27 protein-coding genes are annotated in these 26,890 nt (G+C 52.5%); 13 read left to right on the top strand and 14 right to left on the bottom strand.

Going from position 1 to position 26,890, the window contains the following annotated elements:
- Positions 1-86 precede the first annotated feature (86 nt).
- Positions 87-1,013 carry an NADP-dependent oxidoreductase gene (locus tag KRAC_RS52385; protein ID WP_007921200.1) on the bottom strand — a complete coding sequence of 309 codons (927 nt, stop codon included), beginning with the start codon at positions 1,011-1,013 and terminating at the stop codon, positions 87-89.
- A gap of 261 nt (positions 1,014-1,274) precedes the next feature.
- Between KRAC_RS52385 and KRAC_RS52380 the strand changes: the two genes are divergently transcribed.
- Together KRAC_RS52380 and KRAC_RS80765 are read left to right on the top strand one after the other, a co-directional pair.
- The gene (locus tag KRAC_RS52380) at positions 1,275-2,129 is read left to right on the top strand and encodes a helix-turn-helix transcriptional regulator (RefSeq protein WP_007921198.1); all 855 of its coding nucleotides are present in this window, start codon (positions 1,275-1,277) and stop codon (positions 2,127-2,129) included.
- A 237-nt stretch (positions 2,130-2,366) separates the two neighbouring features.
- The gene (locus KRAC_RS80765) at positions 2,367-2,597 is read left to right on the top strand and encodes a TetR/AcrR family transcriptional regulator (RefSeq protein WP_052569305.1); all 231 of its coding nucleotides are present in this window, start codon (positions 2,367-2,369) and stop codon (positions 2,595-2,597) included.
- Positions 2,598-3,001: 404 nt separating this feature from the next.
- Here the strand turns inward: KRAC_RS80765 and KRAC_RS52370 are convergent, their stop codons facing one another.
- The 5 genes from KRAC_RS52370 to KRAC_RS64310 form a co-directional block, all read right to left on the bottom strand.
- On the bottom strand, positions 3,002-3,712 hold the full coding sequence (locus tag KRAC_RS52370) for a DUF998 domain-containing protein (protein WP_007921196.1): 711 nt from the start codon (positions 3,710-3,712) through the stop codon (positions 3,002-3,004).
- A gap of 626 nt (positions 3,713-4,338) precedes the next feature.
- A complete protein-coding gene (locus tag KRAC_RS80465) occupies positions 4,339-4,431 on the bottom strand; it encodes a hypothetical protein (RefSeq protein WP_420795882.1) in 93 nt (30 codons plus the stop codon).
- Positions 4,432-4,468: 37 nt separating this feature from the next.
- Positions 4,469-5,302, bottom strand: coding sequence for a transposase (locus KRAC_RS52365; protein ID WP_274532199.1), 834 nt, complete (start codon positions 5,300-5,302; stop codon positions 4,469-4,471).
- Positions 5,256-6,391, bottom strand: a protein-coding gene (locus tag KRAC_RS73090) for an IS630 family transposase (protein WP_157507867.1) whose coding sequence is annotated in 2 segments (ribosomal slippage) — positions 5,256-5,962 and positions 5,962-6,391 — 1,137 coding nt in all. Because the reading frame shifts where the segments join, the coding sequence is not laid out codon by codon here. Before KRAC_RS73090 ends, KRAC_RS52365 begins: the two co-directional genes overlap by 47 nt.
- A gap of 68 nt (positions 6,392-6,459) precedes the next feature.
- On the bottom strand, positions 6,460-7,353 hold the full coding sequence (locus KRAC_RS64310; RefSeq protein WP_052569304.1) for a transposase: 894 nt from the start codon (positions 7,351-7,353) through the stop codon (positions 6,460-6,462).
- 493 nt (positions 7,354-7,846) lie between these two features.
- Here KRAC_RS64310 and KRAC_RS52345 point away from each other — a divergent pair, with 493 nt between their 5' ends.
- The 3 genes from KRAC_RS52345 to KRAC_RS52335 all read left to right on the top strand — a co-directional run bounded on the left by KRAC_RS52345 (position 7,847) and on the right by KRAC_RS52335 (position 9,370).
- Positions 7,847-8,323 carry an SRPBCC family protein gene (locus KRAC_RS52345; RefSeq protein WP_007921194.1) on the top strand — a complete coding sequence of 159 codons (477 nt, stop codon included), beginning with the start codon at positions 7,847-7,849 and terminating at the stop codon, positions 8,321-8,323.
- 85 nt (positions 8,324-8,408) lie between these two features.
- Positions 8,409-8,792: an ArsR/SmtB family transcription factor gene (locus tag KRAC_RS52340; RefSeq protein ID WP_007921192.1), complete on the top strand. Its 384-nt coding sequence runs from the start codon at positions 8,409-8,411 to the stop codon at positions 8,790-8,792.
- A gap of 143 nt (positions 8,793-8,935) precedes the next feature.
- Positions 8,936-9,370: a VOC family protein gene (locus KRAC_RS52335; RefSeq protein WP_007921191.1), complete on the top strand. Its 435-nt coding sequence runs from the start codon at positions 8,936-8,938 to the stop codon at positions 9,368-9,370.
- Between the two features lie 192 nt (positions 9,371-9,562).
- Here the strand turns inward: KRAC_RS52335 and ltrA are convergent, their stop codons facing one another.
- Positions 9,563-11,335: a group II intron reverse transcriptase/maturase gene (gene ltrA / locus KRAC_RS52330; RefSeq protein WP_007915906.1), complete on the bottom strand. Its 1,773-nt coding sequence runs from the start codon at positions 11,333-11,335 to the stop codon at positions 9,563-9,565.
- Positions 11,336-12,020: 685 nt separating this feature from the next.
- A complete protein-coding gene (locus KRAC_RS52325) occupies positions 12,021-12,524 on the bottom strand; it encodes a hypothetical protein (RefSeq protein ID WP_007921190.1) in 504 nt (167 codons plus the stop codon).
- 712 nt (positions 12,525-13,236) lie between these two features.
- On the opposite strand from KRAC_RS52325, the gene KRAC_RS52320 reads away from it, so the two are divergent.
- The 4 genes from KRAC_RS52320 (at position 13,237) to KRAC_RS52305 (ending at position 17,423) form a co-directional block, all read left to right on the top strand.
- A complete protein-coding gene (locus KRAC_RS52320) occupies positions 13,237-13,626 on the top strand; it encodes a secondary thiamine-phosphate synthase enzyme YjbQ (protein ID WP_007921188.1) in 390 nt (129 codons plus the stop codon).
- A 416-nt stretch (positions 13,627-14,042) separates the two neighbouring features.
- On the top strand, positions 14,043-14,282 hold the full coding sequence (locus tag KRAC_RS52315) for a hypothetical protein (protein ID WP_007921187.1): 240 nt from the start codon (positions 14,043-14,045) through the stop codon (positions 14,280-14,282).
- 324 nt (positions 14,283-14,606) lie between these two features.
- Positions 14,607-16,328, top strand: coding sequence for a M3 family oligoendopeptidase (locus tag KRAC_RS52310; RefSeq protein WP_007921186.1), 1,722 nt, complete (start codon positions 14,607-14,609; stop codon positions 16,326-16,328).
- 156 nt (positions 16,329-16,484) lie between these two features.
- On the top strand, positions 16,485-17,423 hold the full coding sequence (locus KRAC_RS52305; protein ID WP_007921184.1) for a DMT family transporter: 939 nt from the start codon (positions 16,485-16,487) through the stop codon (positions 17,421-17,423).
- 136 nt (positions 17,424-17,559) lie between these two features.
- On the opposite strand, the gene KRAC_RS52300 is transcribed toward KRAC_RS52305, so the two are convergent.
- Together KRAC_RS52300 and KRAC_RS52295 are read right to left on the bottom strand one after the other, a co-directional pair.
- On the bottom strand, positions 17,560-18,015 hold the full coding sequence (locus tag KRAC_RS52300) for a DinB family protein (protein ID WP_007921183.1): 456 nt from the start codon (positions 18,013-18,015) through the stop codon (positions 17,560-17,562).
- 306 nt (positions 18,016-18,321) lie between these two features.
- Positions 18,322-19,017: an IclR family transcriptional regulator gene (locus KRAC_RS52295; protein WP_007921182.1), complete on the bottom strand. Its 696-nt coding sequence runs from the start codon at positions 19,015-19,017 to the stop codon at positions 18,322-18,324.
- 228 nt (positions 19,018-19,245) lie between these two features.
- On the opposite strand from KRAC_RS52295, the gene hppD reads away from it, so the two are divergent.
- The 3 genes from hppD to KRAC_RS52280 are packed head-to-tail and all read left to right on the top strand — an operon-like array spanning position 19,246 to position 22,448.
- Entirely contained in the window at positions 19,246-20,349 is a 1,104-nt protein-coding gene (gene hppD, locus KRAC_RS52290; RefSeq protein WP_007921180.1) for a 4-hydroxyphenylpyruvate dioxygenase, read from the top strand.
- Position 20,350: 1 nt separating this feature from the next.
- Positions 20,351-21,238: a fumarylacetoacetate hydrolase family protein gene (locus KRAC_RS52285; RefSeq protein WP_007921179.1), complete on the top strand. Its 888-nt coding sequence runs from the start codon at positions 20,351-20,353 to the stop codon at positions 21,236-21,238.
- 52 nt (positions 21,239-21,290) lie between these two features.
- On the top strand, positions 21,291-22,448 hold the full coding sequence (locus tag KRAC_RS52280) for a homogentisate 1,2-dioxygenase (RefSeq protein WP_007921177.1): 1,158 nt from the start codon (positions 21,291-21,293) through the stop codon (positions 22,446-22,448).
- Between the two features lie 122 nt (positions 22,449-22,570).
- Here the strand turns inward: KRAC_RS52280 and KRAC_RS52275 are convergent, their stop codons facing one another.
- On the bottom strand, positions 22,571-22,954 hold the full coding sequence (locus KRAC_RS52275; RefSeq protein ID WP_157508093.1) for a hypothetical protein: 384 nt from the start codon (positions 22,952-22,954) through the stop codon (positions 22,571-22,573).
- A gap of 232 nt (positions 22,955-23,186) precedes the next feature.
- Here KRAC_RS52275 and KRAC_RS52270 point away from each other — a divergent pair, with 232 nt between their 5' ends.
- Positions 23,187-24,773, top strand: a complete 1,587-nt coding sequence (locus KRAC_RS52270; protein ID WP_007921170.1) for an MGH1-like glycoside hydrolase domain-containing protein — start codon at positions 23,187-23,189, stop codon at positions 24,771-24,773.
- A gap of 144 nt (positions 24,774-24,917) precedes the next feature.
- On the opposite strand, the gene KRAC_RS52265 is transcribed toward KRAC_RS52270, so the two are convergent.
- From KRAC_RS52265 to KRAC_RS64305, 3 genes are all read right to left on the bottom strand, one after another.
- Entirely contained in the window at positions 24,918-25,307 is a 390-nt protein-coding gene (locus KRAC_RS52265) for a response regulator (RefSeq protein ID WP_007921169.1), read from the bottom strand.
- A 144-nt stretch (positions 25,308-25,451) separates the two neighbouring features.
- Positions 25,452-26,099, bottom strand: a complete 648-nt coding sequence (locus tag KRAC_RS52260) for a DUF4291 domain-containing protein (protein ID WP_007921168.1) — start codon at positions 26,097-26,099, stop codon at positions 25,452-25,454.
- Positions 26,100-26,254: 155 nt separating this feature from the next.
- Positions 26,255-26,824 carry a COG4315 family predicted lipoprotein gene (locus KRAC_RS64305; protein ID WP_007921167.1) on the bottom strand — a complete coding sequence of 190 codons (570 nt, stop codon included), beginning with the start codon at positions 26,822-26,824 and terminating at the stop codon, positions 26,255-26,257.
- Between the last annotated feature and the right edge of the window lie 66 nt (positions 26,825-26,890).

Genomic DNA, 26,890 nt, shown 5'->3' with positions numbered 1-26,890 from the left:
GCTTTTCGATAGCGTCCAATATATCAGCCCGCGACCGCCACGGTGATGAAAACCGTGGCGGTCGCGGGCACTCCTGATCTTCGTGTTCAGGCGGTGAGGACGATCTTGGCTATACCGCCCTTTTCGGCGATTACCTGTGCTTCGGCGGCATCAGCGAGCGGCATGATGCGGTCGATTGGGATCGTCAACTTGCCGTCACGTACCGCTTCAGCGTAGCGCAAGATCAACGCAGCCCTGGTTGCGGGGTCGACTTGCCCAAAAATGGTATTGATGTGGACGGTAGGATAAAGTGCGGCGTCTTGCGGGTTTTGCTTGGGGAAACAACCAAACGCGCCACCTTCCTTGACCTTGGCAAGTAACTTGTCAGCGAACTTCCCACCAACGGTATCAGCGACGCAGTCGAGAGGACCGAGTTTGTCAATCTCTGCGTCATCATCGATGGCGATGGCCTCGCTCACGCCAGGAAGTTGCCGGGCAGCATCAAGTCGCTTGCCACGAACGCCAGCAATGACCCGAGCCCCGATCTGCGATGCCGCGAAGACCGCTGAGCGACCAACAGAACCTAAAGCCCCGGTGATGAGGACGGTCTGACCGGGTTGGACCTTGGCACCAAGCCGTATCATCAGATCGCCCGTGACGTTGACCAGTGGAAGCGCGGCAGCGGTGGTCATCTCCAAGCCATCAGGAATTTTGACGAGGTCGGTGGCTTTGACGGTACAGAGTTCGGCGTAGGTACGTAGAGCCACAGCCATGACGCGGTCGCCAGGCTCGAAACTGGTGACGCCCTCGCCTGCCTCGACAACGGTGCCAGCGAGGTCGCAGCCGAGGATGTGGGGGAACTCTACCGGAAGGATGTCCTTGACTGTGCCAGAACGTACCATCCAATCAGCAGGGTTGATGCTGGTGGCGCAGACGCGCACGAGCACCTCGCCAGCGGCAGGTTTGGGGTCTTCGAAGTCGTCGTATTTGAGTTTTGACGCGGGGCCGTACTCGTGGAGGACAATTGCTTTCATGCTTCACCTCGATTTCTTGAGAAATGTTCATGTTTGAACATATGTCTTTTGCTTTCTGATAGTTAAAAGGTCAATTGATAGTAAGAGTGAAGAGTGAGCAGGTTTTCGGGCCAAGAGGGGTTCCGTAGACACTTCTGTGATGGACTCCACTCACTTCATCCGTTACGAGTGTATAATAAAGGACAGATTTTAACGAGATAAGAGTTTATTCAGGAACTAGCACTTCTCGTTTCCTGTCACATCACTGAGTGGAGCATGTCTATGCATCAATTGGAGTTGGATCGTCATCACGAATTAGCCGCGTTCTTGCGCAGCCGCCGCGCTCGCATATTGCCAGAACAGGTTGGATTACCGAGAGGGACGCGAAGGCGTACACCGGGCTTACGGCGGGGAGAAGTAGCTCTGCTCGCCGGAGTCACTCCCGAGTGGTATAGCAGGCTTGAGCAGGGGCGGGATATTCACGTCTCCGTGCAATTGTTAGAAAGTCTGGCGAGAGTCTTGCAACTGGACACGAACGAACGCGCCCATTTATTTTTGCTTGCACTCAGACAGCCACCTCCCGTCGAGACGTTTTCGCCAATGACGATCAACCCAACCTTCCAACAGTTTCTCCAGCAACTTGGAACAACCCCTGCGTGTGTTGTTGATGCTCGTTTGAATGTGGTGGAGTGGAATACAGCCTTTCATGCAACCATTGGCGTCGTTTCTGGCTACTCTGCCATGATGTCTGAGCGAGAGCGTAACATGATCTGGAGATTATTCACGTCTCCTTTGTTGCGGAAAGAAAGCGAGGAATGGGAGAAATTAGCACGAGTGTTTCTGGCACAATTTCGCGCTGGATATGGTCGTTTCATCAACGATCCCTGGTGGGGTACACAGATCGCAGAACTCTCTCGGATCAGTCCGGCGTTTCGGGAATTATGGGCCCGTCACGATGTACTCAACAGGCCGGAAGGATGGAAATCGATACATCATCCGCTTGTAGGAGAACTGACCCTTGATTTTTTCTTGCTCCAGGCGGTCGATTCCTACGACCTGCGACTACTGATTTACTCGCCTCGTAGCAATTCCGGGACCGCCGAGAAAATCGAGCGGCTTCTCGCCTTTGATTATTAGAGGAAGCATACCGTCTCAAAGGTCATTTATAGCCATGGGCGTAGCAGGCAACCTGGGGATGGTATTCCTTTTACTTGGGTTTTTGTCAAGCATTTTTGAGCGAGTATGCTACGGATCAGTGATATTGTCAGGAGGGCTAGTTGAGATTATGAGTCGATGGGAACCTAATGCCAGGGGCCGACTTGAGCAGGCAACACTGGACCTGTAGCGAGAACGCGGGTTTGAGCAGACGACGGTGTGCAGATCACTGAACGGGCCGGCCTCACCGAGCGCACCTTCTTCCGCTACTTCGTTGACAAGCGCGAGATCTTATTCTGGGGCCAGGCCATGTTGCAAGAGCTGTGTGCCAACACTATTGCCAACATGCCTGATACAGCCACTCCGATCAACATGGTTAACGAGTTGGTAAATGTCCTCCCAAGTGAGCAGGTTTGGCCCTCCAACGTAAGCACTTGCCCTCCAATGTGAGCACTGGTACCAATGGACTTGAGCAAACCGCTTCACATCCCGGAGTATCAGCAGAGAAGAGTGGAAATAACGACGAGATCTCCACCCCTTTGACGCGTCGACGATCTCTCGCCATCCACGAATAAACCGATTTCCGGACCTCACCGTGAAGCCCAGCACCTGCGCCATCGCGCTCAGCATAGACAGAAGCGTAGTTGCGAGGGGACGACGGGCGTGTAAAACCGGCGGCACGCCCAATCTCTTCAACGAGTTCGAGATCCATATGCTCAAATGTTCGCCCCGGAAAAATTTAAGCAGAGAAGGCAGGGTTATTGTGAGGTGTGCTTAGCCGTAGAGGACTTTTTCAACAAGCTGGTTCGTTCCCTCAGGCCATGACCAGAGCAATCTGTTTCTCCGTTCCGCTCTCATTTCCTTTCCCCTTGCCCTACCGTCCCCACACGCGATACGACCCTACGGGATGATCCCATCCAGACAAACAGGCGCCATCCAATCACCACGTACCAGGCCCAGCTTGTGATCACGGCGATACGTTCCAGCACTCCCCCAATTTGGGCGCTCGCCAGGGGCGAGCGTGGGGCAAGGAAGACGAATAAGAGCAGGTTGAATGCCACCGTTCCTACCACCGTCAGCAGCGAGTACCAACCATAGCCACGCCAATCACGCACGCGCAGCCATACGCAACCAGCAATGATATACAACGCCACGGACGAGATATCCGGAAGTATGTCGCCGAGCAGCCAGTGCAGTGTCACTGTTTCTGGAGCCGATGGAAAGATGCCAGCGCTGAGCGTTCCTATGCCGGTAATACTGAGCAGGGCGAGGCAGGCTATGCGCCACCCCCTCTTGATGATCTGGCGCATTCCCAGAAAAAAGCCGAAGGCGAAGGCGATTTGCAGTGCTCCAAAGGCGATGGCGGTCGCCTTCACGATCCAGGCGTTGGCACCAACGCCCAGCGCGCTGATCGCTTGGCTGGCGGGGGAATATCCTGAACGCAGAAAACCCGCCAACGTGGACACTATCACTGCAAGGATGGGACCCACCACGCCAGCCAGCGCCAGCCAGCGGTTCGCCCAACTGTACTTGAGTTGCCGCGAATCATATGATGTATTCTGCATGAAAAATCTCATCTCTGAATTGGAGATTGAAAAAACGTTTGATAAGATAGATTAATGCTCACCGAATCTACGCTCATCAGGGATCGTCCGTCCTCCCACTACAGGGCACCTGTCAGGTTCCTACTGGAGTGAAGAGTGTGGTAGAGATGAAAGGTGCTCGTGATTGTGAACGGGCTGAGCATAGCAGCACTCTCGTCGTTGATCTTCAGATCTCCCCCCTGGTGGGAACCGAGTGCTAGACAAAATTCACACCGTTGCTCCGTTTCATCGATTAATCCTCTCTAGAGTCAATCAGCCTCTGGCATGAATATAGCGCTTGGAGGTGACAGGAACATGAACATTCCTCCCCTGTTTTGTCATAGATTTGTCATCTAATGCTTCTTCGTGTGGTGATGCTTAATCTCCGGAAATCGGTTTATTCGTGGATGGCGAGAGATCGGCGACGCGTCAAAGGGGTGGAGATCTCGTCGTTATTTCCACTCTTCTCTGCTGATACTCCGGGATGTGAAGCGGTTTGCTCAAGTCCATTGGTTGTAAATATGAAAATTCCGTGAGGTAATTTCGACAATTATCTGAGGTAATACCTGAGAGGTAATAGCTCGCTTGATCTGGGGATCATCCTCTCTTCAGCTCACTCGTCCGAGGCTTGCGGGGTTGGCTCTGACGTAACGATACAAAGTCGAGCGAGAGATCTCAAGCGTCGAGCAAATCTCAGAAATAGAACCCAGCCTGTTGAAAAAGCCTTTGATAAGCTCATCAGCAAAGAGGAAATCTTACTTCCTCATCCTTGAAAAAGCTGAGGCAATCGGCAAAAGAAGAGATTTTCCTTGCAAAAGTGAGCGAGCACAGCATCCAAAAGAGCCCAAAAGAGGCACAGATGGCGTCCGTTGGGAACGGACGTCGGCCCCAACCTCGCTTTTTGAGCAACTGTTGGAGATTGTGTCCTGCTGCGATGACCTGAGCCTCACAGTTGACTCGCCAGAGGCGTCGCAAGCGGAAGCGTCGCATGCCATGCCAATCCTTGGCTTCGGCAAATAAGGGTTCGACCCATACCTTCCGCTTCTTCAGGGCTTTCTGATAGGCCAGGGTCTGCTGGTAGCCCCTGACTCGTTCGAGGTAGTTCGCATGGAAAGAGCGGTGGACCTGCCGACCGTGATTACTGGGGGTACATTGAGCTTTGAGTGGACAAGCATTACAAGTGGCTGCCTCGGCGCGGTACTCCACCTTCTCCGCTTTATACTCCATCCGAGAGAGGTGCAGCAGTTGACCGTTGGGGCAGACATAGCGATCATGCACGGCATCATAGGTGAACTTGGAGGGGCCGAAGTAAGGAGGCCTCTGCTGATCCCAGTCTGGTAAGGGGATGTAGGCCCGCATTCCCGCATCTTCAATGGCCTTGATATTTTCGATGGTCCCATACTTGGTATCGCCGGTTATCTGTCGAGGCCTCACATGCCAACGAAAGCGGACGTGCCAGAGCAAGTCAAGCATCGGCTGGTTATCCATCACCTCCGCAGGGGTCACCAGGGCTTCTAGTATTCTGTCATGCTTCAATGGATGGGTAAAGACGCTTGAGCTTGATGCGCGCATCAGCCGTGGTAAAGCGCCAGTTGATGGTCACTTTTGCCTGGTTGCGCTCCTGCTGCCAAGCATCCACCTGAGCAGTAAGCGCCTGCATGTTGGGAAAGCGATCGGACAAGCATTGCCGTGCGAGAACGGACAGTTCGATCTCGGCCATATTCAGCCAACTCCCATGCTTGGGCGTGTAATGGATCTCCAGTTTTTCGGTCAGCCGTCGAGCTTCTGCGGGCTCAAAGACCTCGTAAAACGAGGAAGGCGTATGCGTGTTGAGATTGTCCATCACGAGCACAATTTTTTCGGCATGGGGGTAGTGAAGGTCAATCACATCACGCAGAAACAGCGCCCAGTCCTTTTTGGTTCGCCGCTTGCTCACGCGCACCTGGCACGCTCCCGTTTCCGGCTCCATGGCGAGAAACACGCTACACACTCCTTTGCGTTCATATTCGTCATCGACGCGCTCTGGCTCGCCGGCTTCCATCGGGATCGGCTTGCGCGTGTGAGCCAGCACTTGTTTGCTTCCCTCATCCATACACATCTTCGGCACCCGCGGATCATAGGGACGCTGGTACACTTCCAGCACATCCTCCATGTGATACACACATTCCGCATTCGCTTCTGGCGGAATGCAGAAAGGCTTTTTTCGCCACGGTTTCAGTTCATTTTTTTTAGTGTGACCCAGACGGTATTGTGGCTGATCTGATCAATGTACCCCAGTTGCACCAGCTTCTCGGCGAGCATCCGCATCGTCCAACGCTTTTGTCCCCCTTCCGTCTGGCTACAGGCCAGCGTGACCAGGCGTGCTTCCAGTTCTCCATCCATTTTCCGCTTCTGGGGCCGTTCCGGCTGTGGACGCCGCACCAGAGCATCCAACAGCCCTCCCTCAACAAAGCGTTTGCGCACCCGTTCTACTGTGGCCCTTCCGACTGAGAGCGCTTCGGCGATCTGCTCATCTGTCCACCCTGGCCCTCCCTCTGCCTGATCGGCTTTCAGTAAAATTCTCGCGTGTGTCTGACTGCGCGCTGTTGCCTTCCCTCCTGTCAGCAGGCTTTCGAGCATCTGGCGTTGCTGGGCATCTAACTGGACGCTATACTTCTTCATGGAGCCTCCTTGAATGGATCTGTTTCGTTTGTCCTTCAAGGATACTCCATCTTTTTCAGCTCATCAAATCAAGGATGACAGAGTACTAGGATAATGCGACGTTTGCCTCCATCGACGACATAATGGGTATGATAGCCCAAATGAAGACCGCCGTTCTTGAGGCGCATTGGAGTGGCATCGGGATCAGTCGTACTGATCTGGAAGTCGGCAGAACGCTGGTAGAGCCCATGGATTTCCCTCTGCTGCCGACCCTCTTCAACGATCCAGTCGTGCCGCATTGAGCGCTCGGTCTCAAGCTCTTCTTGCTCTTGTTGAGAGAGGGCGACTGGCAGGGACGTAGGCTGAAGGCAGGTCCCCGTGTTTGAAGAACCTTCTGACATGGGAGCGTCCATGCTCTCTCCTCCCTCTTCCTCGTCCCCTTGATTTTCCTGCGCAAAAAGAGCGGTCAAATGGCGCTGGATGGCTTCTCGCGCCTCAACAGCAAAGCGAGGTGTAAGGGAATCCAGATCCGCATTCGCATTGACCTGGGTGGAATCAAGATAAAGTTCCTTCCCCCACACCAACTTTGCCTGTTGACACTGTTGCACGATCGCGTCGAAAAACCAGCGAAAAACATCAAGGCCATAGCGAGTACGGATCTTACTCAAGCTGGAATGATCAGGTAAAGGCTCATCCAAATCGTAGCCCAGGTACCAGCGAACGCTGAGACGATCAGCAGCCTGACGAATGAGTTGGCGTTCGGATCGAATACCCTCAAAGAACATGACCAGTTGTAACTTGAAGAACACAACAGGGTCAATTGAGGGCCGCCCTCCACTTGCATACATTGGCTGCACACATTCGCGGACAAAGGACAGGTCGAGGGTTCGCTCCACCTGCCGATAAAAATGGTCTGCTGGCACCAGTTTCTCACGAGATACATTGACCAGCCGTGCAAATGCGCGCTCTTTCGTTCCCATCATACCGCTCACCTCGTAGGCCAAAGCGCCTAGCCGTTGCTACTCCCTTCCAATAGGCCATTCAACGTCAGCTTTTGCTCATTGCTTCAAACTATGCATGGTATAGGGCAAGGCACGGGGCAAGTCAAGAGGGCTTTCTCTTCTCCTGATGAGGTATTTGGAAGCCTTTTTCAACAGGCTGAGAACCATTTATGAGACACCGCAAGCGTGCCATTCTTACTTTTTGCTTCATAAGAGACGGCGCCAGGGAAGAGGTTTCATGGCTTAACGTGCGTTTTGCCCCGGATAATCTCGTGACCCCATGGCAGAAGAGAGCCGCATCCAACGGTCCACGCCCACTGCTTCTCCTATTTGTGTGCGTCTGACCCCATGTGCAAAACACGCAACTTTAGGATTGCTTATTGTGATTTTTTCTGGTATATTCTCTATAGGCAACCTGAGAGTTGCCTATAGAGCAACACACAAGAGCATCTTGCTTCACTGGAGAGGAGATCCAATGACTCTTTCTGATCGTATCGAACGAACCATGGTCTTGCCCGCCCCGCGCCAACGTGTCTGGGAGGCCATCACGAAACCAGAACAGCTTGCCCACTGGTTTGGAGTGGTGAGTGACATGGATTTTCGCGTGGGCGGCGCTATCCATTTTACCTGGAAAAATGAACCTTGCCCTTACACGGGCCGGATCGAGGTGATTGAGGAGCCGCATCGTTTTGCCTTTCGCTGGCCTTCCTATGCTATTTCCTATGCTATTGGTCACCCCAAGGTCACGTTTGCCGCAGCCCCCAATACGCTGGTGGAAATTACCCTGGAAGACCTGGCCGAAGGGACCCAATTGACGCTGGTCGAGTCGGGTTTTGCATCCCTGCCCCAGCCTATTCCAGCAGGGGAAGCCTACCAGGACAACCAGCGGGGCTGGCAAGCGTGCCTTTCCGCGTTGCACGCCTACCTGCAGAGCCAGGTGGAAGCCGTATAGCTGCTGTCGCGGTCCTGGTCCGGGGGTGGGCACGGTTGGGGGTAATGCAGAGGGCATGTCGCCCACAGGAGAGGAGAAGCCGGTAATGATCGATTCACACGCGCAGAGGGTCTTTCTGGCTCTGGCTGATCCCACGCGTCGTCTGTTGCTTCAACAATTGTGCGAAGAAGGCTCAGGGACAGCCGCGAGCTTTGCCACCCGTTTGCCCATCACGCGTCAAGCGATCACCAAGCATCTGGTGACCTTAGAGCAGGCAGGTCTCGTGACGGTCCACGAGATGGGTCGGGAGCGGCGGTATGTGCCACGACCAGAGGCGCTCTCGACCGTCACGACCTGGATTGGGGCCATTGAAGCACAATGGGATCAGCGTCTGGCGGCCCTGCGGAGCTATCTGCTTGAGGAACCGAGCACTCCATCAGTGCAGGAGAAAGAACCTCATGCCGAGGCGAGCTCCCCTCAGGACGAGTAGTCCTTCGCATCCACAGTTAGATAGTGGCAAGGGAGAGTGGCACTCGCAGTAGTGCTTGGCCACACGCAACATCGCGCAGAGGCAGAATCATGCACAATATTGTAAAGTCATAATAGATACATTACACTAGATAAGGAGTGATCATGGCAAAGGCAATTTTTGGAAACCATTCGGCGGTACGAGTTCTGCGGACAGAACGGGACAGAATTCGTAAATTTTATTGTGATGTCTTGGGCTGCAAAATCACGAGGGAGTTCGACGACAAGGACGACTTTCGAATGGGAGACGGCTTCTACATCGCGTTTCTCTACGGGAGCGGGCGTGACGGGCGGGAGGTCGATAAGGGAGTGACCTACGCCGCGGAGGACGCCCTAAGTGATGACGACTTTTTGAAGGCGATCTTTCTGGAGCTGAAGGCCGACGACGTCGAAGAAATGAGACAGAAAATTGTCGCCTTTGGCGTCAAGGTACTCGAAGTGCCGGATCCGCACCTCTACTTTCAAGCTCCAGGAGGACAAGTTTTCCGGCTAGTTGGAATCAACGAGGACCTCTCGAAATATGAGCGGAACAGTTGGTAAATAAGGCGAAGAACGGTCAGGTTTTGAGGTCACGAGTGGTCAATCAGCGCGAAGAGTGGTCAACACAATCATTGTCGTTTGAAAAAGCGCTTCCTATCTAGCTTCGTATGGTCGGCAGCGGGATCACTCCCGCCACCGCCAATCCAGAACCGTGCATGCGAATTTCCCCGCACACGGCTCCTCAGTGTATGGTCAACTGTGATTGACACCAGCCGCCTTGTGTTGCGCGATTCTCGCTACATCCTCGGCGGTTTTCTCATCATGGCAGTGGCGATGGTAAACCCATTTGTTGCTGATATCATCTTTTCCACCAAGTGCGGTTGGGGTGATATGATCCGTTTCTAGGACATCGCCATCTCGAAAGTAGAGTCCGCATCTGGGACATTGTCCTTTTTGAAGGGCGAGGAGTTTTGCTCTTTCGCTTTTCATAAGCGGGTGTTGCTTGAGTCGCTGTGACCAGTAGATGTGATTCCCATCATACGGACTCGCCGATCCTCTGACTTTTGCGTAGTCTTGGCTATGCGTTTCTGTATGATATCGGACGTATACAGCTTTGGGGTTCCCATCTTTATCTCGGATGTAGGTGCCGAACCGTTGGGATCCGTCAATGGGAATGCTGTATTTGTCTTTGACCCATCTTTTGCTCTTCCCTAAATGCCTTGCTTGTTCCCATCGGGCGAGTTGGCGAAAGGTGTTGTGGTCGCAGGCATGAAATGCCTTGCTGCACACTACCCACTTGTAGTAATTCGCCCAGCCTCGGATGACGGGGTTGATCGCGCTAATGACCGCCTTTTGAGGGGCAGATTTTCGTTTTCGTATCAGCAGTTTCATTTGGAGAGTGTGACGTTTGATGGCTTCTCTACTCGGGGTGATGAAGGTTTTGAACCCAAGGGGTTTTCCTTGCGTGTTTTTTCCGGTATGGGTTTTTCCCATTGGAAATTGACGTACGGAGAAGCCTAAAAAGTCAAAACCTACGTTCCCCTCATATGAAGTTAACGTATGGGTGACTCTTGTTTTCTTCGGGCTCAACCAGAGTCCCATGCCTTTTAAGTGTTCCATTACTGCTTTTGTTGCTCTCTCTAATATTTCTTTGTCGGCGTGTAAAATGACGAAATCATCTGCATATCGAATGAAGATTGGTTGCCCTTTCTGCTTCGAACAGACATTTGCTGCCGCTTTTTCTATGCCGTGCAAAGCGATATTAGCTAGTAGCGGCGACAGTGGGCCGCCCTGCGGCGTTCCTGTTTCCGTTGAGGTGAAGTCCACCCCTTCTAGTACTCCTGCCTTCAGCCATCCTCTCATGAGGTGCCGAAGCTGCGGATATGTTTTGAGCTTTTGGAGTAACGCTTTTTGGTCGATGTTGTCGAAACAACCTTTGATATCGGCGTCCAGCACAAATTTGGATTTGAATCGGATACCGTTAAAGATTGCTCCTATGGCATCGTGACATGAGCGCCCTGGTCGGAAACCGTAGCTGTTTTCCTCAAACACCGCTTCCCAAGCCGGTTCTAGGGCCAGTTTTACCAGAGTTTGCTGTGCCCTCTCGACCAGGATGGGAATACCTAGCGGCCTGCGTTCGTCTTTCTTCCCTGGTTTGGGTATCCAGATGCGGCGTACCGGTTTGGCTTTTTGACGGTGTTGGTTTTTCGGGTGAATGGCTTGAGCCATGAGAAGTCTTTGTTTGGGATTGATAGATTTTATCCCGTCAATGCCCGCTGTTTTCTTCCCCTGATTGTCTTGTGTCACCCGTCGTACCGCAAGGAGTCGTGCGGCTTCCGATTTCATCAGCAACTTTTGCAACTTCTCTACTTTTCTCGTTTCGCCACGCTGACTGGCTCGATAGATGCGCTTCTGAAGACGGAAGACGTGCTGCTCTAGTTTCTTCCAGGGCAGGTTCTTCCAAGTCCCGCTCGCTTCGTCAATTTCTTGATGAGGCGGCGTATTCCTATCTGTTCTTCTACTCACTCTCTATCCTCCATACAGCAGGGTCTACGTTAGCCTATCCTGGGGCTTTTCCCCAGGCATTTGCTTTTTAGACCATCGTTCTCCGTCAAGCATTGGATGGATTCCTACTTATCCGATCGACCACGGGCAAGAGCTATGACGGGGTTCCCCCGTTCCGATCCATTGTCGTTGGGCTGTTGTAGATGGGTACTATCCACCGTGCGTATTTCGGTAGGATGGGGCTCATGGAAGAGGAGCCTCACTTTTCCTTTGAACGTAAAGAACTCAAAGGTTCACGCAGATACCATTTGGTCAAGCCACTTAGTCCGTCTAAGCTTGTACATGCTTACGATGGGTCAGTCATACCTTCAATTCATTCTCCGGTTGGAGAACATTTCATCATGACAGCACGCTTCAGACTTCTACCGCCTCGGACTGGCGGTTTTCTTTTGTCTCACATCCCGCTTCGTGGATTGAGGTCCAGTCGCTACCACGGGGATGCAGCTTTCTGACGCCTACACGCCAGGGAAGGGATTGCACCTTCCACCAATAGATCAGTTATCAGATGTTATTCTCTGTTAGCCATCCCCCGTATTGATGCGGTTTCGGCTAAACGGGTCACACCTTCCATCGGCATGTTGTAAATGAAACTGAATCAAGCAAGCGGCATCACCGAGAGTGAGCCAGATCTGCGTAATGCCAAAGTCTACACGCGACCGCGCGTAGATACACGCTGCATGCCACGCAGCGGTAATCTTGTCACCCCAATAAGCAAAAAACCGATGATGCAAGACCAGAATCCAAGCCCACTTACATTGATCAAGATGCTACGCCACCACCCTAATTGAGCATAATCAAGACATAAAAGGATGAAAATGATTCCCATCCAGAGAAGGCCTATTTGGCCGATATTGTTGTACAATCGATTAGGAGAAATCCTTTGACGACGCCACAATTTCCAAATTTCTCCTCCTAACTCAAAAATAATAAGAGCAGCAAGGAGCCAAAAAGGAATAGTCACAAGGAATGCTCCGAGTTTAGGGCTGGGTTGAGTGACGAAGGGAAAGGTCATGAGATTCCACGCAGAGGGGCCTTTTAAAAGATTCCCGTGATTATTAAAAGGAACAATGTACAAGGGTAAAAAGAAAAAGCCAATCAGAAGGAGAAGGTTGCCTAGAAAAAGGAGGGCAATTTTTGTTCTATTGTTCATGATATCTCCTAAGTGGTGCATCTGCCAAGCTATGGTAAAAGAGAAACATGCCAGATGGAGAGCGCTTTTCCCAGGGACAAATGTACAGCGATCACTCTTCGCGCTGATTGACCACTCGTGACCTCAAAACCTGACCGCTCTTCGCCTTATTTACCAACAGTTGAATGAGTGAACGTGTTTTTAGCTGTTGAAAACTTCACAACTTTCTACTGAGAAAGTTGGCAAATTTCTTCCTGCCGAGAAAAATGCTACTCAGAAAATACCAGCCGGATAAACTCGATCACAATGAGAAAAAAGTGACAAGCCCACCCGACGATGCCCTGAACGCATTATGCACTCCAGATGGTCACTGATAGTCTTGATCTGCCCCTCCTTAAGAGGGTACATCCAAGTAACATCAGGGTTCCTAGCAGGCAGCCGCCTAGCGCGTGCCCAACATATTGCCGCTGGTCGAGACATATTGGGCACGCGCTAGGCGGCTGCTCACTCTGAGGATACTGTGTGCCACAGGTCACACAAATCCAATGCTCCATCTTTGTCACTCCCTTGTCGTATTTTCCATTTTGCTCATAATAATTTTTGGGTGCATGGTTGGTCTATTTTACGGGCGGAGCCTGTAAAATAGACCAACCATGCACCCTTTAAAACCTTTCTCCTGGGATGGGCGTGCTATGACTAACTATAACACGTAATCATCTCCTGGAGGCATAGGATGAAGACCATTAGCGTACGAACTCAGAAGAAAGACCAGGTAATTGATATTACTGACACTGTTGAACACTATCTGCGCCAGGAAGGCCCTGAGGATGGACTCTGCTCCATCTTTGTCGCCCATACGACCTGCGCGTTGACCACGGCTGATCTGGACCCGGGAACGGACCTGGACCTGCTCGATGCTCTACGCCATATGCTCCCCCATCTCTCGTATCGTCATCCACACGACCCACATCATACTCCCGATCACCTGCTCTCGTCGATTCTTGGCCCCGATCTCGTGGTCCCTTTCTCAGATCATCGGCTGATGCTCGGTACCTGGCAAAGCGTAATTCTGGTGGAGCTAGATGGTCCCCGCGAACGAACCCTCCATCTGCATGCCTTTTGAAAAAAGAGCGTAGGGTCAATGCAAGCATTGACCGCGAGGCCCGCAGGCCGATACCCAGACGTTGGGGAGGCCGCTTAGAGTGTCGGCATATTCTGTTAAAAGACTGTTAAAAGTGTGCAATATACACTTAGTGTGTGACCTCGACCCTGGCGTGTTCGTTGAATAGAATGAGTGGAGAAATATAGAGCCTCCACTGTGATTGAGGCTTGGTCCCTCAAACTCGCATCCACGTACTGCCTCATAAGATAAAAAAAGAGAGCAAATCCGGAAAGAACCGGTTGGGAGCGGGGAAGGAAGTATCAAGTTCAGGCTTAACCGTCAGGCCAGGAACATCAAGTTAAGAGATCATTGTGGCTCAGCGATCAAGGACGTTCCTTGGTGTCACCTTCTCTTGTTTACAAGCGAAAGGAAACATCATGAGCCTACTTGCTCTCTTTCGACGTCAAATGACACAACCTCCGATGGAGGTCATCCAGGCGGCATGTGAGTTCTATGGGCACTCCCCTGAATGCGTGCCAGCGTTGCGTGCAGAGAAACTGCGCGCGCTCTCCGACGACGTATGGGTCGTTCGTCTCAGCGAGCGTGAAATCGCAGTTGTCGCGTATACGCCCGGTGCGCGCGAAGGCGCGGCAATAGCTGCCCCATGGTATGAGTAAGCCGCCTGGAGCAAATTGAGAGCATCTCAATGGGTCCCCCTCTGGTCCAATGGCCAGAGCGGGGACCCATTTTCGTCCTTATCGCTATGATAGCGTGCTATTCTGCCTGATGTTGTATACTATGCAAGAGTAAAAAAGGCAAATATAACTAACAAACCTCGTGTGCAAGTTATTTCGGGTAGTGGGTATGGAACGTGCTGGCTGCCGTAAGCAGCCAGCACGTTCCACACCCACTACCCAGACAAGCGCCGCAGGCGCGAGAAGTCAAACCAACTTAAGGCTTGCTAACCTTCCCTGCATTTTAAAAGTGAAAGGTTATTTCTTATGTATACATCACTTCCCCAGACAAGCGAAGAATTTGAACAACGAAGTTGGGCAGAAATCGAACCCTGGTATCAAGAATTATCCTCAACCACCCTCTCAGCGGAGACGCTCTCTCCCTGGCTATTACAGTGGTCACACCTTGGCGCACTCGTTGACGAGACCATCACGCGCCATGAGATAGCCTGTACGCAGAATACGGCCGACCAGGAGCGCCTTGTGCAGAAACAGCGCTTCCAGGATGAAGTCTATATCTATATCCAGACCTATGATCAGCAATTGAAGCAGCAACTGTTAGCAAGCGGCCTGGAAGCAGAGAACTTTGCTATACCACTGCGTAACCTTCGTGCCGAGGCCAGCATTTATACCGAGGCTAATGTAGCCTTACTGAATGACGAGCGGAATGTAGGCACCGTCTATCAAAATATCATCGGTGAACAGACGGTACAGTGGGAGGGTGAGGAGAAGAGCCTTGGTTCTCTCTATCCTGTCCTGCGTGATCCAGAGCGCGCACGTCGTGAGCAGGTCTGGCGCGCAATGAGTGAGCGCAAACTGGTTGACCGGGAGGAGTTGGGGAAATTATGGGCTCAGGGTATCCAGGTTCGTCAGCAAATTGCGCAAAACGCTGGCTACGACAGCTACCGCGAGTATCGCTGGCAACAGTTGCACCGTTTCGACTATACTCCCGATGACTGTAAGCATTTCCATGAGGCGGTTGAGCAGGTATTTGTGCCCGCCGCCAGTAAGATCTGGGAGCAGTATCGCCAGCGCTTAGGGGTTGAGACCCTGCGTCCCTGGGATCTCGCGGTCAACTCGCGCTCAAGCCAGGCACCGCGCACTGTCTCCGACGTACAGGGCTTCTTGCAGCAATGCCAGGGACTCTTTCAGCATATCGACCCCCAGCTTGGTGCCTATTTCCAGACCATGCTTCAAGAGGATCTCTTTGACCTGGATGATCGTCCCTCCAAGGCGCCTGGCGGCTATAGCCTGGCGTTAGAGGTCAGACAGGTTCCCTTCATCTTTGGGCGTGTCACGCTGCTAAACGATGGCATAGGACTCATCTCTCACGAGGCAGGTCACGCCTTCCACACCTTCGAGATGCGCCCGCTCTCGTACCTACAACAGCGCAAAGAGTCTTTCGTGCCCATAGAGTTCGCTGAAGTGGTTTCGACGAGCATGGAGTTTATTGGCTCAATGCACCTCCACGAGGTAGGACTGTGTACGCCTGAGGAGGAGGCCCAACTTCGCATTGAGCACCTGGAAGGGATGGTTAAACACCAGTTTATCCTGGTTGCACGCGGCGATGCCTTCCAGCACTGGGCCTACGAGCATCCTGAGCTAGCAACAGATCCCGCTCGCTGTGATGAGAAGTGGGTTGAACTCTCGCAGCGCTTCTATCCCGATGTGGATTGGAGTGGCCTGGATGCGGTCTACCGCTCCGGCTGGCAGAACACGCTCCATTTCTACTCTGACCCGTTCTACTACATTGAATATGCCTTCGCGGCTCTGGGCGCTATCCAGGTCTGGAGCAACTACCTGCATAATCCTCAGGATGGGTTACAAAAATATCGCGATGCGCTCTCCCTTGGGGCGACCCGCACCCTTCCGGAACTGTTTGAGGCCGCCGGAGCAAAATTTGCGTTTGATAGGGAGATGCTCCAATCGACGCTTACACTCTTGACGGACACACTTAATGAACTGGAAGTAGCGCAAAATCGCGTGTAAATTGGCCTTTTAAGGTCTAGATGCCAGAGAGCGTGAGCGGGCCAATATGCGCAATTACGCATATTGGCCCGCTCACGCTCTCTGGCATGTTGCAATTTTGCTCAACTTCTGTTAATACTTAATCTCAGGCAATTACTAGTAAAGGATAGCGCACTTGTGACCACATCAACCCCACCACCAGTCATAGAGGATTCCGTTGCATCTACCCTCCTCCCCCTCACACCCAGACGAAAGTATCTGTATATCACGCTCATGGTGCTGGCAACCATTGTTTGGGGCAGCACTTTCCTCGTTGTGCAGGAGACCATCAAGCTGACGGGTGTCTTCACCTTTCTGACCCTGCGCTTCTCATTGGGAGCACTCACCCTGATCCTGATCTTCCATAAGCGGCTACGCCACCTGAATCGCTATGAACTGGGCGCGGGAAGCTGTATTGGTCTCTTTCTCTTTGCGGGCTTTGCATTACAGACATGGGGACTGCGCTATACAACATCCAGCGAGGCCGCTTTCATCACAGGCCTCTATGTCCCCTTTGTGACAATCCTCTCGCTCTTTATCCTCAAGCAAAAGCCAACCCGCATGGCACTGACTGGAGTCGTAATCTCCTTTGTGGGACTCACGTTGATATCTTTCAATAAAGATCTCGTGTTGACCTTTGGTTTAGGTGAGCTACTTGTGCTGGGTTGCGCCGTTGCCAATGCGCTTCATATCGTAACTATAAGCAAATTTGCCCCGAAGGCCGATCCAATGAACCTCGCGATTGTGCAAATTTTACTTACCGCTCTTCTAAGCGCCGTGGCGATTCCACTAGCAGGAGAACCTCTGGTCCTGCCTCCTGCTCCTGTCTGGCTCTCAGTTCTCTTTATGGGGATGATTGCGACCGCTTTCTGCTTCGCTGTGATGAACTGGGTGCAGCAGTCAGTCAGTAGCACCCAGGCCACCCTCGTCTATGCACTAGAACCAGTCTGGGCCGGTGTCTTTGGTTACGCTGTCGGTGAGATGCTCACGCCTCTTGGCTGGTTCGGTTGCGTCTGCATCCTTCTGGGCATGGTCATTGGTGAACTCCGCCTCTGGCCACGACGCAGCCGCTCATAGAAGATCTTTCTCATCCCATCCATCTGAAAGCCTGATCAATAAGAGCGCCGGGCCTCATATTCCAGGCGAGGAAAAGGACGTGCCAGTTTAACTAGCCCGCCCTCGTCTACTTATGGTTACCTACTCTTCAAGATACCTACAGAGATAACCAGGACTCAATCATCTGCCTATGCTCGGCGTAATGACGCCCCGTATTGTTGGCAAGGTGTTCAAAGAGTTCGGCGCTCGCTAGATCCTTTTCTTCAAGGCTCTCTAGCATATTTACTATCTGGCTATAAGAATTTGTGAACTCAGAGAGAATAGCTGCCAAAGGGGTGGAGCGCTTCGCCTCAACTGTAAGCGCATTAGCACGCTCGGTTGACCAGGGTTCGCCCTGGAGACCGGGATCCAACTCAATGCCATGGACAATTTCGCTTATCATGGCCTGCTCCCACCAGGTAAGATGAGCCAGGATATCCTTAATTGACCAGCTTCCCGCTACGCCGCTTTGTAGCATTTGCTGCTGGCTAAGCGGCTGGAGGAGAGCCTCTAGCCGGGCATGCTCGCTTTGTATCAGGCTCAGAAGGTATTCTTTTCGTGTAGTGTCGAACATTCTGTATTCTCCAGTTATGACAACAACAACTTTGCTGAAGGCGAGATTTCTCTCCTTTAGCAAAAAGCTTCCTCGATAAAAACGCCTCAGCTCTCCCTTCATGGAGAGCCAGCCCTATTTTGTTGCTGTGTTGCTCACCACTGGAGTCACTACCTGATAATCCATGCTGTTTCTCTTTTGACTATATGAATAACTCTCGCATATTGTGCCCTAAAGCAAATATACCATATTAGTCCCATAGGCGTAAGTTTTAAGCAAATACTCTTCTGGGAGGAGCGGTAATAGAGCTAGTAATTTATGCATACTTTAATGTAGTTGCAGTGAGATGGCGTGGGCAGCTGCGATAATGTGCGGGAAGACGATATCCTCATCTATGTCTCCCAGGATAATGATGCCAATGCTCGCTTCAACAGGACGCCCCATGACATGAATAGGGGCCGCGATCCCGCTCGCTCCCTGCTGGATCTCGCTGCGACTGACCGCGTAGCCTTTCTGGCGCGCCCGCGTCACTTGCGTACGCTCCCCACTTTGCGCCTCTCGCCCAGCAAGGATGGCGATGCCCGAGGCCGCCTGGTCAAGAGGATGGCGAAAGCCCGTGCGATACACAACATGCATATGAGTTCGACTGGGTTCTATAGTTGTAAGCACTACGGCTTCACTTCCGTCAGCGACGGTGAGGTGCGCGGTTGCTCCCAACTCTTCGGCGAGGCGGGTGAGTTCAGGTACGGCAGCGCTTTGTAACTGTGGCTGTACGCTACGCGCCAGGGAGATCAAGCCCATTCCCAGGCGATAACGCCCGTCGTCCATCCGCTGAATCAGGCGATGCTCTAATAGCGTGTTAAGCAAGCGATATGCTACTGTGCGATGCAGGGCAAGCCTGCTCGCCACCTCCTGGGAGAGAAGCCCTTCTGGCTCCTTCGCCAGTAATTCAAGCACGCGTAATCCTCGATCAAGGGTCTGAACCGTCTCTCCACGTGCTGCCGATGCTTGTGATTCTAACATATCTCCTCGCCTTTCACGCCTGCGGCGCTCACAGGTATGTGTTATTAGCGTGGAATATTGGCATCTACCAATATTCCACGCTAATAACACATACCTGCAAAATCTTGACATTTTACTTTGTATGGGGTACACCTAATATAGGATCTATTATCGGAAAGTGCGTTCGATTATCGAACATTCTATAGTAGTATACAATGTTGTAGCCCTAAAAGGGAAGGAGCCACGCTCATGGTCGAGCAAGATTTCATGCCCATTCAGAACTTTGACTACATTGAAATGTATGTCGGCGATGCCCGACACACCTCGTATTATTTTAGTCAGGCCTGGGGCTTTGTGCCTGTGGCCTATGCCGGTCTGGAGACAGGCGTTCGCGACCACACAAGCTATGTCCTGGAGCAGGGCAATATTCGCCTGGTGATTACCGCGCCTCTGAGTCCTGAAGGCGAGATCGCCGAGCATGTACATCTACATGGCGATGGCGTGAAGGATGTGGCTTTCCGCGTTGAGAACGCCGAGCAGGCCTATCGCGAAGCTACCAGCCGAGGCGCCCAGGGTGTTCTAGAGCCTACCGAGCGTCGCGACAACTATGGTTCGGTCAAGCTAGCTGCAATCAAAACCTATGGCGATACCATTCATACCTTTGTCGAGCGCCAGGATTACAAAGGCATCTTCCTGCCGGGTTTCAAGCCTCTGGAGAGCAACCAGTCACGTCGCGCGCGCCCCGCGGGCCTGGCTGGAATCGATCACGTTGTAGGCAACGTTGAGCTAGGCAAGATGAATGAGTGGGTCTCTTTCTATGAGCGGATCATGGGCTTCACGCAGATGATCCACTTCGATGATCGCCAGATCAGTACTGAGTACTCCGCTCTGATGTCAAAGGTTATGCAGAATGGTAGCGGACGCATCAAGCTGCCCATCAATGAGCCTGCTCAGGGTCGCAAGAAATCCCAGATCGAGGAGTACCTGGACTTCTACCGCTCACCTGGCGTACAGCACCTGGCCCTGATCACCGACGATATCGTCTCAACCGTACGCAACCTGACGGAGCGCGGCGTCGAGTTCTTGCGCACACCGCAGAGCTATTATGAAGATGTACTGGATCGTGTAGGTCATATCGATGAGGACCTCCAGCAACTGGCGGAACTTGGCATTCTGATCGATCACGATGAGGAGGGCTACCTGCTCCAGATCTTCTCCAAGCCCATCGTGACGCGTCCAACTGTCTTCTTTGAGATCATACAGCGCAAGGGCGCACGCGGCTTTGGCGAAGGTAACTTCAAGGCGCTCTTCGAAGCCCTTGAGCGTGAGCAGGAGCTGCGAGGCAACCTGTGATATGAAGCTTGTGACCTTTCGCGACAAGCAAATACAGGCGGGGGTGGTGCGCGATGAGCGCATCATTCCCCTGCCCTATCCCTCCCTGCTGGAGCTATTGCAGGATCCGCACGGGATGACGAGGGCACGAGAAGCGTTGGCAATCTCCACGCACGAGCTGCCGATCGATGCGGTGAAGCTCCTGGCCCCAATTCCTGAGCCACCCACCCTGCGTGATTTCTACGCTTTCGAGCAGCATGTCAAGGCGGGTCGCGCCACACGCGGGCTGGAGATGATTCCCGAGTGGTACCAGGTGCCAACCTTCTACTTCTCCAATACGAGCGAGATCTATGGTCCCGACGAGCCAGTCCCCTATCCAACTGGGAGTCAGGAACTGGACATTGAGCTGGAGATTGCCTGTGTGATTGGGCGCGAAGGCAAGAACATTCCAGTGGAAGAGGCCGAGAGTTATATCGCTGGCTACACAATCATGAATGACTGGAGCGCGCGCGATTTCCAGCGCCTGGATATGAAGCTCAACCTGGGGCCTGGCAAAGGCAAGGACTTCGCGACCTCGCTTGGCCCCTGGCTCGTGACGCCGGATGAACTGGCAGAGCGCCGTTCTGGCAGTGGGGAGAGCGAGCGTTACGATATGGCCATGCTAGCACGCATCAACGGACAGGAGATCTCGCGCGGCAACTTTCAGCAAATCTACTATAGCTTCCCACAGATGATCGCCTACGCCTCGCGCAACGCTCGTCTACGCCCAGGCGACGTCATCGGCTCCGGCACCGTTGGCACAGGTTGCTTACTAGAGATTGGCACCTCAGTGCATCCCTGGTTCCAGCCTGGAGAAACTATCGAACTCGAAATCGAGGGTATCGGGATTCTACGCAACACCATTGTCTAGCGCGTTTGCAACGTGGCAGATGTGAATGGTCTCACCTGCCAGGAGGACAATCATGCCACCTTATCATCGCCTGGGTAAGATTCCACCCAAACGGCATACACAATTTCGTAAGCCAGATGGAACGCTGTACTCGGAAGAGCTGTTTGGAATCGAGGGCTTCTCCAATAACTACTCGAACATCTACCACTACTATCCACCCACGCGCGTCAAGAAGATCGAGCACTTCAGCGAGCGTCACCTGGAGGAGTGGAAGGTCGATGTCCAGCGTCATCATCACTTGAAGACCTCCCAGTTGAAACTTGGCGGCGATGCTGTACTGGGCAATCAGATTCTGATGTATAACCAGAACCTCACCATTGGTATTGCTCTACCAAACGAGCAGATGAACTACTTTTATCGCGATGGTGGCGCAGACACCATGTACTTCGTCCACGAGGGGCACGGCGTCCTGGAAACAACCTTTGGCCTGCTCCCCTATCACGAGGGCGACTACATCATTATCCCACGCGGTACGACCTATCGCTTTAACATAGGCGAGAACAGCCCGCAGAGCCGCTTCCTCATCGTTGAAGCGTACGGAAGTATTCAGCCGCCCCGTCGCTATCTCAGTCCCAATGGGCAGTTGCTTGAGCACTCGCCCTACTGCGAGCGCGATATTCGCAGACCCGAGGAGCTGGTGACACACACGGAGCAGGGCGAGTTTGAAGTGCGCGTCAAAGTTGGGGATCTCATCTCCAGCTACTGGTACGATTTCCATCCCTTGAATGTCGTGGGTTGGGATGGCTGCGAGTATCCCTGGATCTTCAACATCGACGACTTCGAGCCGATTACTGGGCGAGTCCATCAGCCCCCACCTGTGCATCAGACCTTTCAGGGGCCAAACTTTGTGGTCTGCTCGTTTGTGCCACGCAAGCTCGATTACCATCCGCTCTCCATTCCCGTGCCCTACAACCATAGCAACATCGATAGCGACGAGATGCTCTACTATGTGAACGGCAACTTTGGCAGCCGACGCGGCATCGAACGCTCTTCGATCTCACTGCACCCACGTGGCATCCCACACGGACCACATCCAGGCGCCGTCGAGAAGAGCCTGGGCGTCGAACGCACCGACGAGTTGGCAGTAATGGTTGATACCTTCAACCCTCTCAAATACACAGCCCCAGCCCAGACCATCGACGACACCACCTATCCCTATAGCTGGCAGTAACAAGAGTAAGATGATGTGAGGCGCAGCGACAGCCTGTGGCTGTCGCTGCGCCTCACATCATCTTACCCAGGCGAGCGCCGCAGGCGCGAAAAGTCACACCAACAATATGCACAGCAGGTGGGCTATAAAATTGCCTTACGCTGAAAGACCGGCTTCACCGAGCGATCCAGAAAGATATAGCCTAGCGTAATCGCACTCATCAAAATGCCAAAGAGGGGACCAAGCAGGTGTAACCCTTTATATTCAGGCTGTGTTAACAGGAAGAGTTCATACACAATCTCCATCGCCTCATATCCAGCGGTAAACCAGAAGGCCCAGAATTGCAGGGTCCAGAGACCATAGACGACCACAAATCCAAGCAGCGCCCCCACGATCAAAGCGATAAAATCACGTGAACCAACAGAAGTAAAAAAGAGTAAGCCAAGGCAACTCAATGCACCACCAAGCTCGAATATGGCCATGGTGGTAATACCCGAGGGACGTTTATAGTGAGCCAGCCTCATCAAGACCTCATACCTTCAACTAGGGGCAGTTTCCTCCCCAACCTCCACAGAACGACACATATATCTCTACAGTTTATACGCCTTTCTCCTGGCTACGTCAAAACAAGCAGTACTATTTATCGGAATACCCTCACACACAATACATACGTAACCTCTACATTGATATCTCCCTATTTCACCATGCTTTATCTTGGGAATGTGTACATGTCTGAAGCGTTACGAGGAGGAGCAGAGCATGCAAAGCCATAGGCGACATCCATTCCTGGCACGCCTCTGTCTGCTCGTGCTCTTGCTTTATCTACTTCCACTCTCCCCAGCCCTCTCACGCCCAACCCGCCTCGCCGATGGTGGCAATCCCTATCACTATACGCTGGAACAGCTCCAGGCAGCGCTCCCTCAGCCCGTGCTGGATAAGCATCCCCAATGGATCACCATGTACTGGGATGCCTGGCAGATCCTTACCAAGCACATCCTGGCAGGGACGCCTCAAAATGGCTTTGTGAGCTACTATATAGACCCGGCCTTCAATGGCGACATTTTCCTATGGGACACCGTCTTCATGAGTATGTTCGCCCGCTACGGGCGCGACCTCTTTCCCGTCACCGCCTCCTTCGATAACTTCTATCGCAAACAAGATGCCAATGGCTTTATCGCCCGCCAGTTTAAGGGTATCAGCGGACTGCCCTATCAGGGGAAAAACGATCCCAACTCAATCAATCCCCCCATTCTCTCCTGGGGCGAGTGGGAATACTACCAGCTCAGCGGAGACAGCAGCCGCCTCAAGACCGTCCTGCCCAGGCTCGTAAAGTTCTATACCTGGGTCAAGACGCATCGCACCAATAGCGACGGCCTCTACTGGAACACGGGCGTGGGCAGCGGCATGGATAATTCTCCTGAGCATACCGTCTGCGACACCTGCTTTGAGCCTGGCCAGGACTGGATCGATATGTCCGCGCAACAGGCCCTCAATGCCCTCTCTATCTCGCGTATCGCCCAGGCGGTTGGCAACGCCCAGCTTGCCAGCCAGTTTCAGCAGGAGTACGCCCACTTAAAGAATCTCATCAATCAGCGCATGTGGAGCAAGCAGGATGGCATATACTATCCCATCAAGGATGGCCAACAACGCCCGGTGAAGACCATTGGCTCATTCTGGCCTCTGCTGGCGCAACTCGCCGACATCAACCAGGTCTCCCGGCTCATCAAAGAGCATCTGCTTAACCCAAACGAGTTCTACCGTGAGCACCCCTTTGCCTCGCTGGCCGCGGCCGATCCTCACTACAACTCATCGACAGGAAACTACTGGAATGGAGGAGTATGGGCACCAACGAACTATATGGTCGAGCAGGGGCTAAAGCTCTATGGCGAGGAAGATGCCGCCTACCAGGCTGCATTACAAGACATAGACAACGTCTACCGGGTCTACCAGCGCACTGGTACCCTTTGGGAGAATTACGCGCCCGACTCGGCCTCACCTGGAGACCCTGCTCGCCCCAACTTTGTCGGCTGGTCCGGCAACTTTGCGATCAGCGAACTGCTTGAAGACGTTATCGGCCTGCGCGTCGATGCCCCCGCCCATACAATCAACTGGCGACTGAACTTGACTGAACGCAATGGCATCACCAATCTGCACTTTGGCCAGAATGTGGTATCACTCGTGGCAGAGCAACGCCAAAACGCCAGCGATCCGCCCCACCTGACCGTTCAGGCGCTACAGCCCTTCACACTCAAACTCTCACTCCCAGGGGGAAAAACATTCACGCAGACATTTGCCGCAGGAAAATGGCGCTGGACACCGGATTCAAAGGAGCTTAAAGATAGCTGACTATTAGTTGACTCCTTATATTAGATATGCAGCAAGGCAATAACTGACAGAAAAATAAGGTGCCTAAATATGGGAGTAGGGGCAGTCTGCCTATATTCCCATATTTAGGCACCCTATCTCGTAGGCACCATAGGCACGCTACCCTTAAAGCAGTTCTTGCAAGAGATAGAGAAACTCGTCGAGCTCAATTGGTTTCTTCATGCGCAGGAGCTTTTTATGCTGCACAGAGATAGCCATGAGATCTGGCATGGCGCTGATCAGGATGACAGGTGTATCATCGTAGCTCTCCATAGAGCGAATGACCTGGTAGAGCGTATAGCCGTCCATATCAGGGAGGCGATAATCGCAGACAAACAGATCTAGCTGCATGCGCTCAAGGTGATTTAAGGCATCTTTTCCGGTGGTCGCGAGTGTAGCAGTATGTGGCGTCTCTTGCTTAATGGCCTCCGTCAAAAACAGGCCAATTTCAGCATCATCTTCCACAACCAGAATATTTTTTGCGGCTTTACCGGGCTGTTCTGTATAGTTAAACATGGTCTAATCCTCTTCTGATGTCGGATAAATCAGGTTATGCTAATCTCACGCGCCTTCTCCGTAAATCGTCTCAAAGCTACACCAGAAGTCCTCCCTATTGACCTTTTTCAATTTAAAGCTTCTTATACAATAAACTATTATATATTACACTATTATTCCCAATCTTGCAGCTATATGGGTATTCACGATTGGATAAACCCGTTCAGCAGGCATAATTAACTGATCGAAGGCTCCTGACTCGACATAGTGATATTGTTCATACACAAACTGCGAGATATCTTCAATATCAAGAATCCACTCGCGTGCATACTGTGCCAGGACTGGCCCGCGTAAACCCAGTTGAATAACCCGGCGTTCGAGCTTCACGCCCCTGGGATCATGATCAGGGTCCCATTGCAAGCGTACATGTGAGGTCTCCAGGGCCTGCTTCCAGGCCTCATGACTTCCATACAACGCTTCCTTGTAGGTCGAATGTACCGCCTGCGCCAGGATTTCGTCAAAGGCGGCACGCTTAAGGCGTACTGCCAGCACGACCTCCTGGTGCTCTTTCTGCGCCCAACCACTTCGGTACATCATCCACAAAAAATTCGGCTTCACCCAGCTCATGCGCTCCAGCGAGAAGCCTCCGCCAAAATAACCGCGCCTGGCGGCAAAGTGTCCGATGGCTGGCCTGTATGCCTGGTACACTACGACTGATGTCTCGTCATACTGCGCAAGAATGTGCTTGCCCTGCTGAGGCCATACTTTAAGCTGATCTTCGTAACGCTCGGTGAGGAGATGGATTTCGCTCATAAATTGCTCTCCATAGATATGCATTCGTATCAAACATATTCAATACATTATAAAGGAAATACACATTTACCGCGCATCCACATGCACAAAAAAATGTCACGAGAGGAAGCTCTCGTGACACAGCTGGCGGAAAGCCAAACACGGTAAGAGAATTTTTATGCTTTGTTTTGCCCCAGGTCAATGGTCGCCACAAACCATTTGCCGCCAATCCCCTGGCCATTGGTCTGTCCACCGGCCGAATCGCCGCTATATGTGTACAATGGGTGCCCATTATAGACAACTTGCTTACCGCCGTTAGCATCCAGTGTCGCCAGTTGCCCTGATAGCTTGCTACTGGCTTGAGGCGTGTCAGAACCTGAATAGAGGAGCGGTGGCCAGCTCTGCGCACAGCCACCCGTACAGGCAACCTTCGATGCCGTGTCAGGCGTGAAATAGTACAGCGTCATCCCCTTCGCATCTGTCAGGATGGTCGCGGCCTTACTCTCAATCGTGGCTGAGGCCGTCTTGATCACGACACCGCTTGTTCCGCCACTATTCCCTCCACTACCATTGCCATAGCCATACCCATCCCCTCCAGTTGTAGGCGTGGGAGTCACCGCGTTCGATTGAGGAGTGGTATACCCGTTAGAACCGTTACCGCTATTGGCTGTACCACCACATGCCGCCAGGAAGAGTAGCAACACAAACACCATACTATAGAGAAGAGTATACTTTCGTAAGCGCATAATATTTATCCTCCAGAAAACACAGGTCTTTAAGCTTTGAATGCAGAGACTGTCGATACATAGAAG

This window comes from Ktedonobacter racemifer DSM 44963 (assembly GCF_000178855.1).
Taxonomy (GTDB): domain Bacteria; phylum Chloroflexota; class Ktedonobacteria; order Ktedonobacterales; family Ktedonobacteraceae; genus Ktedonobacter; species Ktedonobacter racemifer.
The sequence above is the reverse complement of the archived record's forward strand: the minus strand, read 5'-3'. Positions and strand labels throughout refer to the sequence as shown.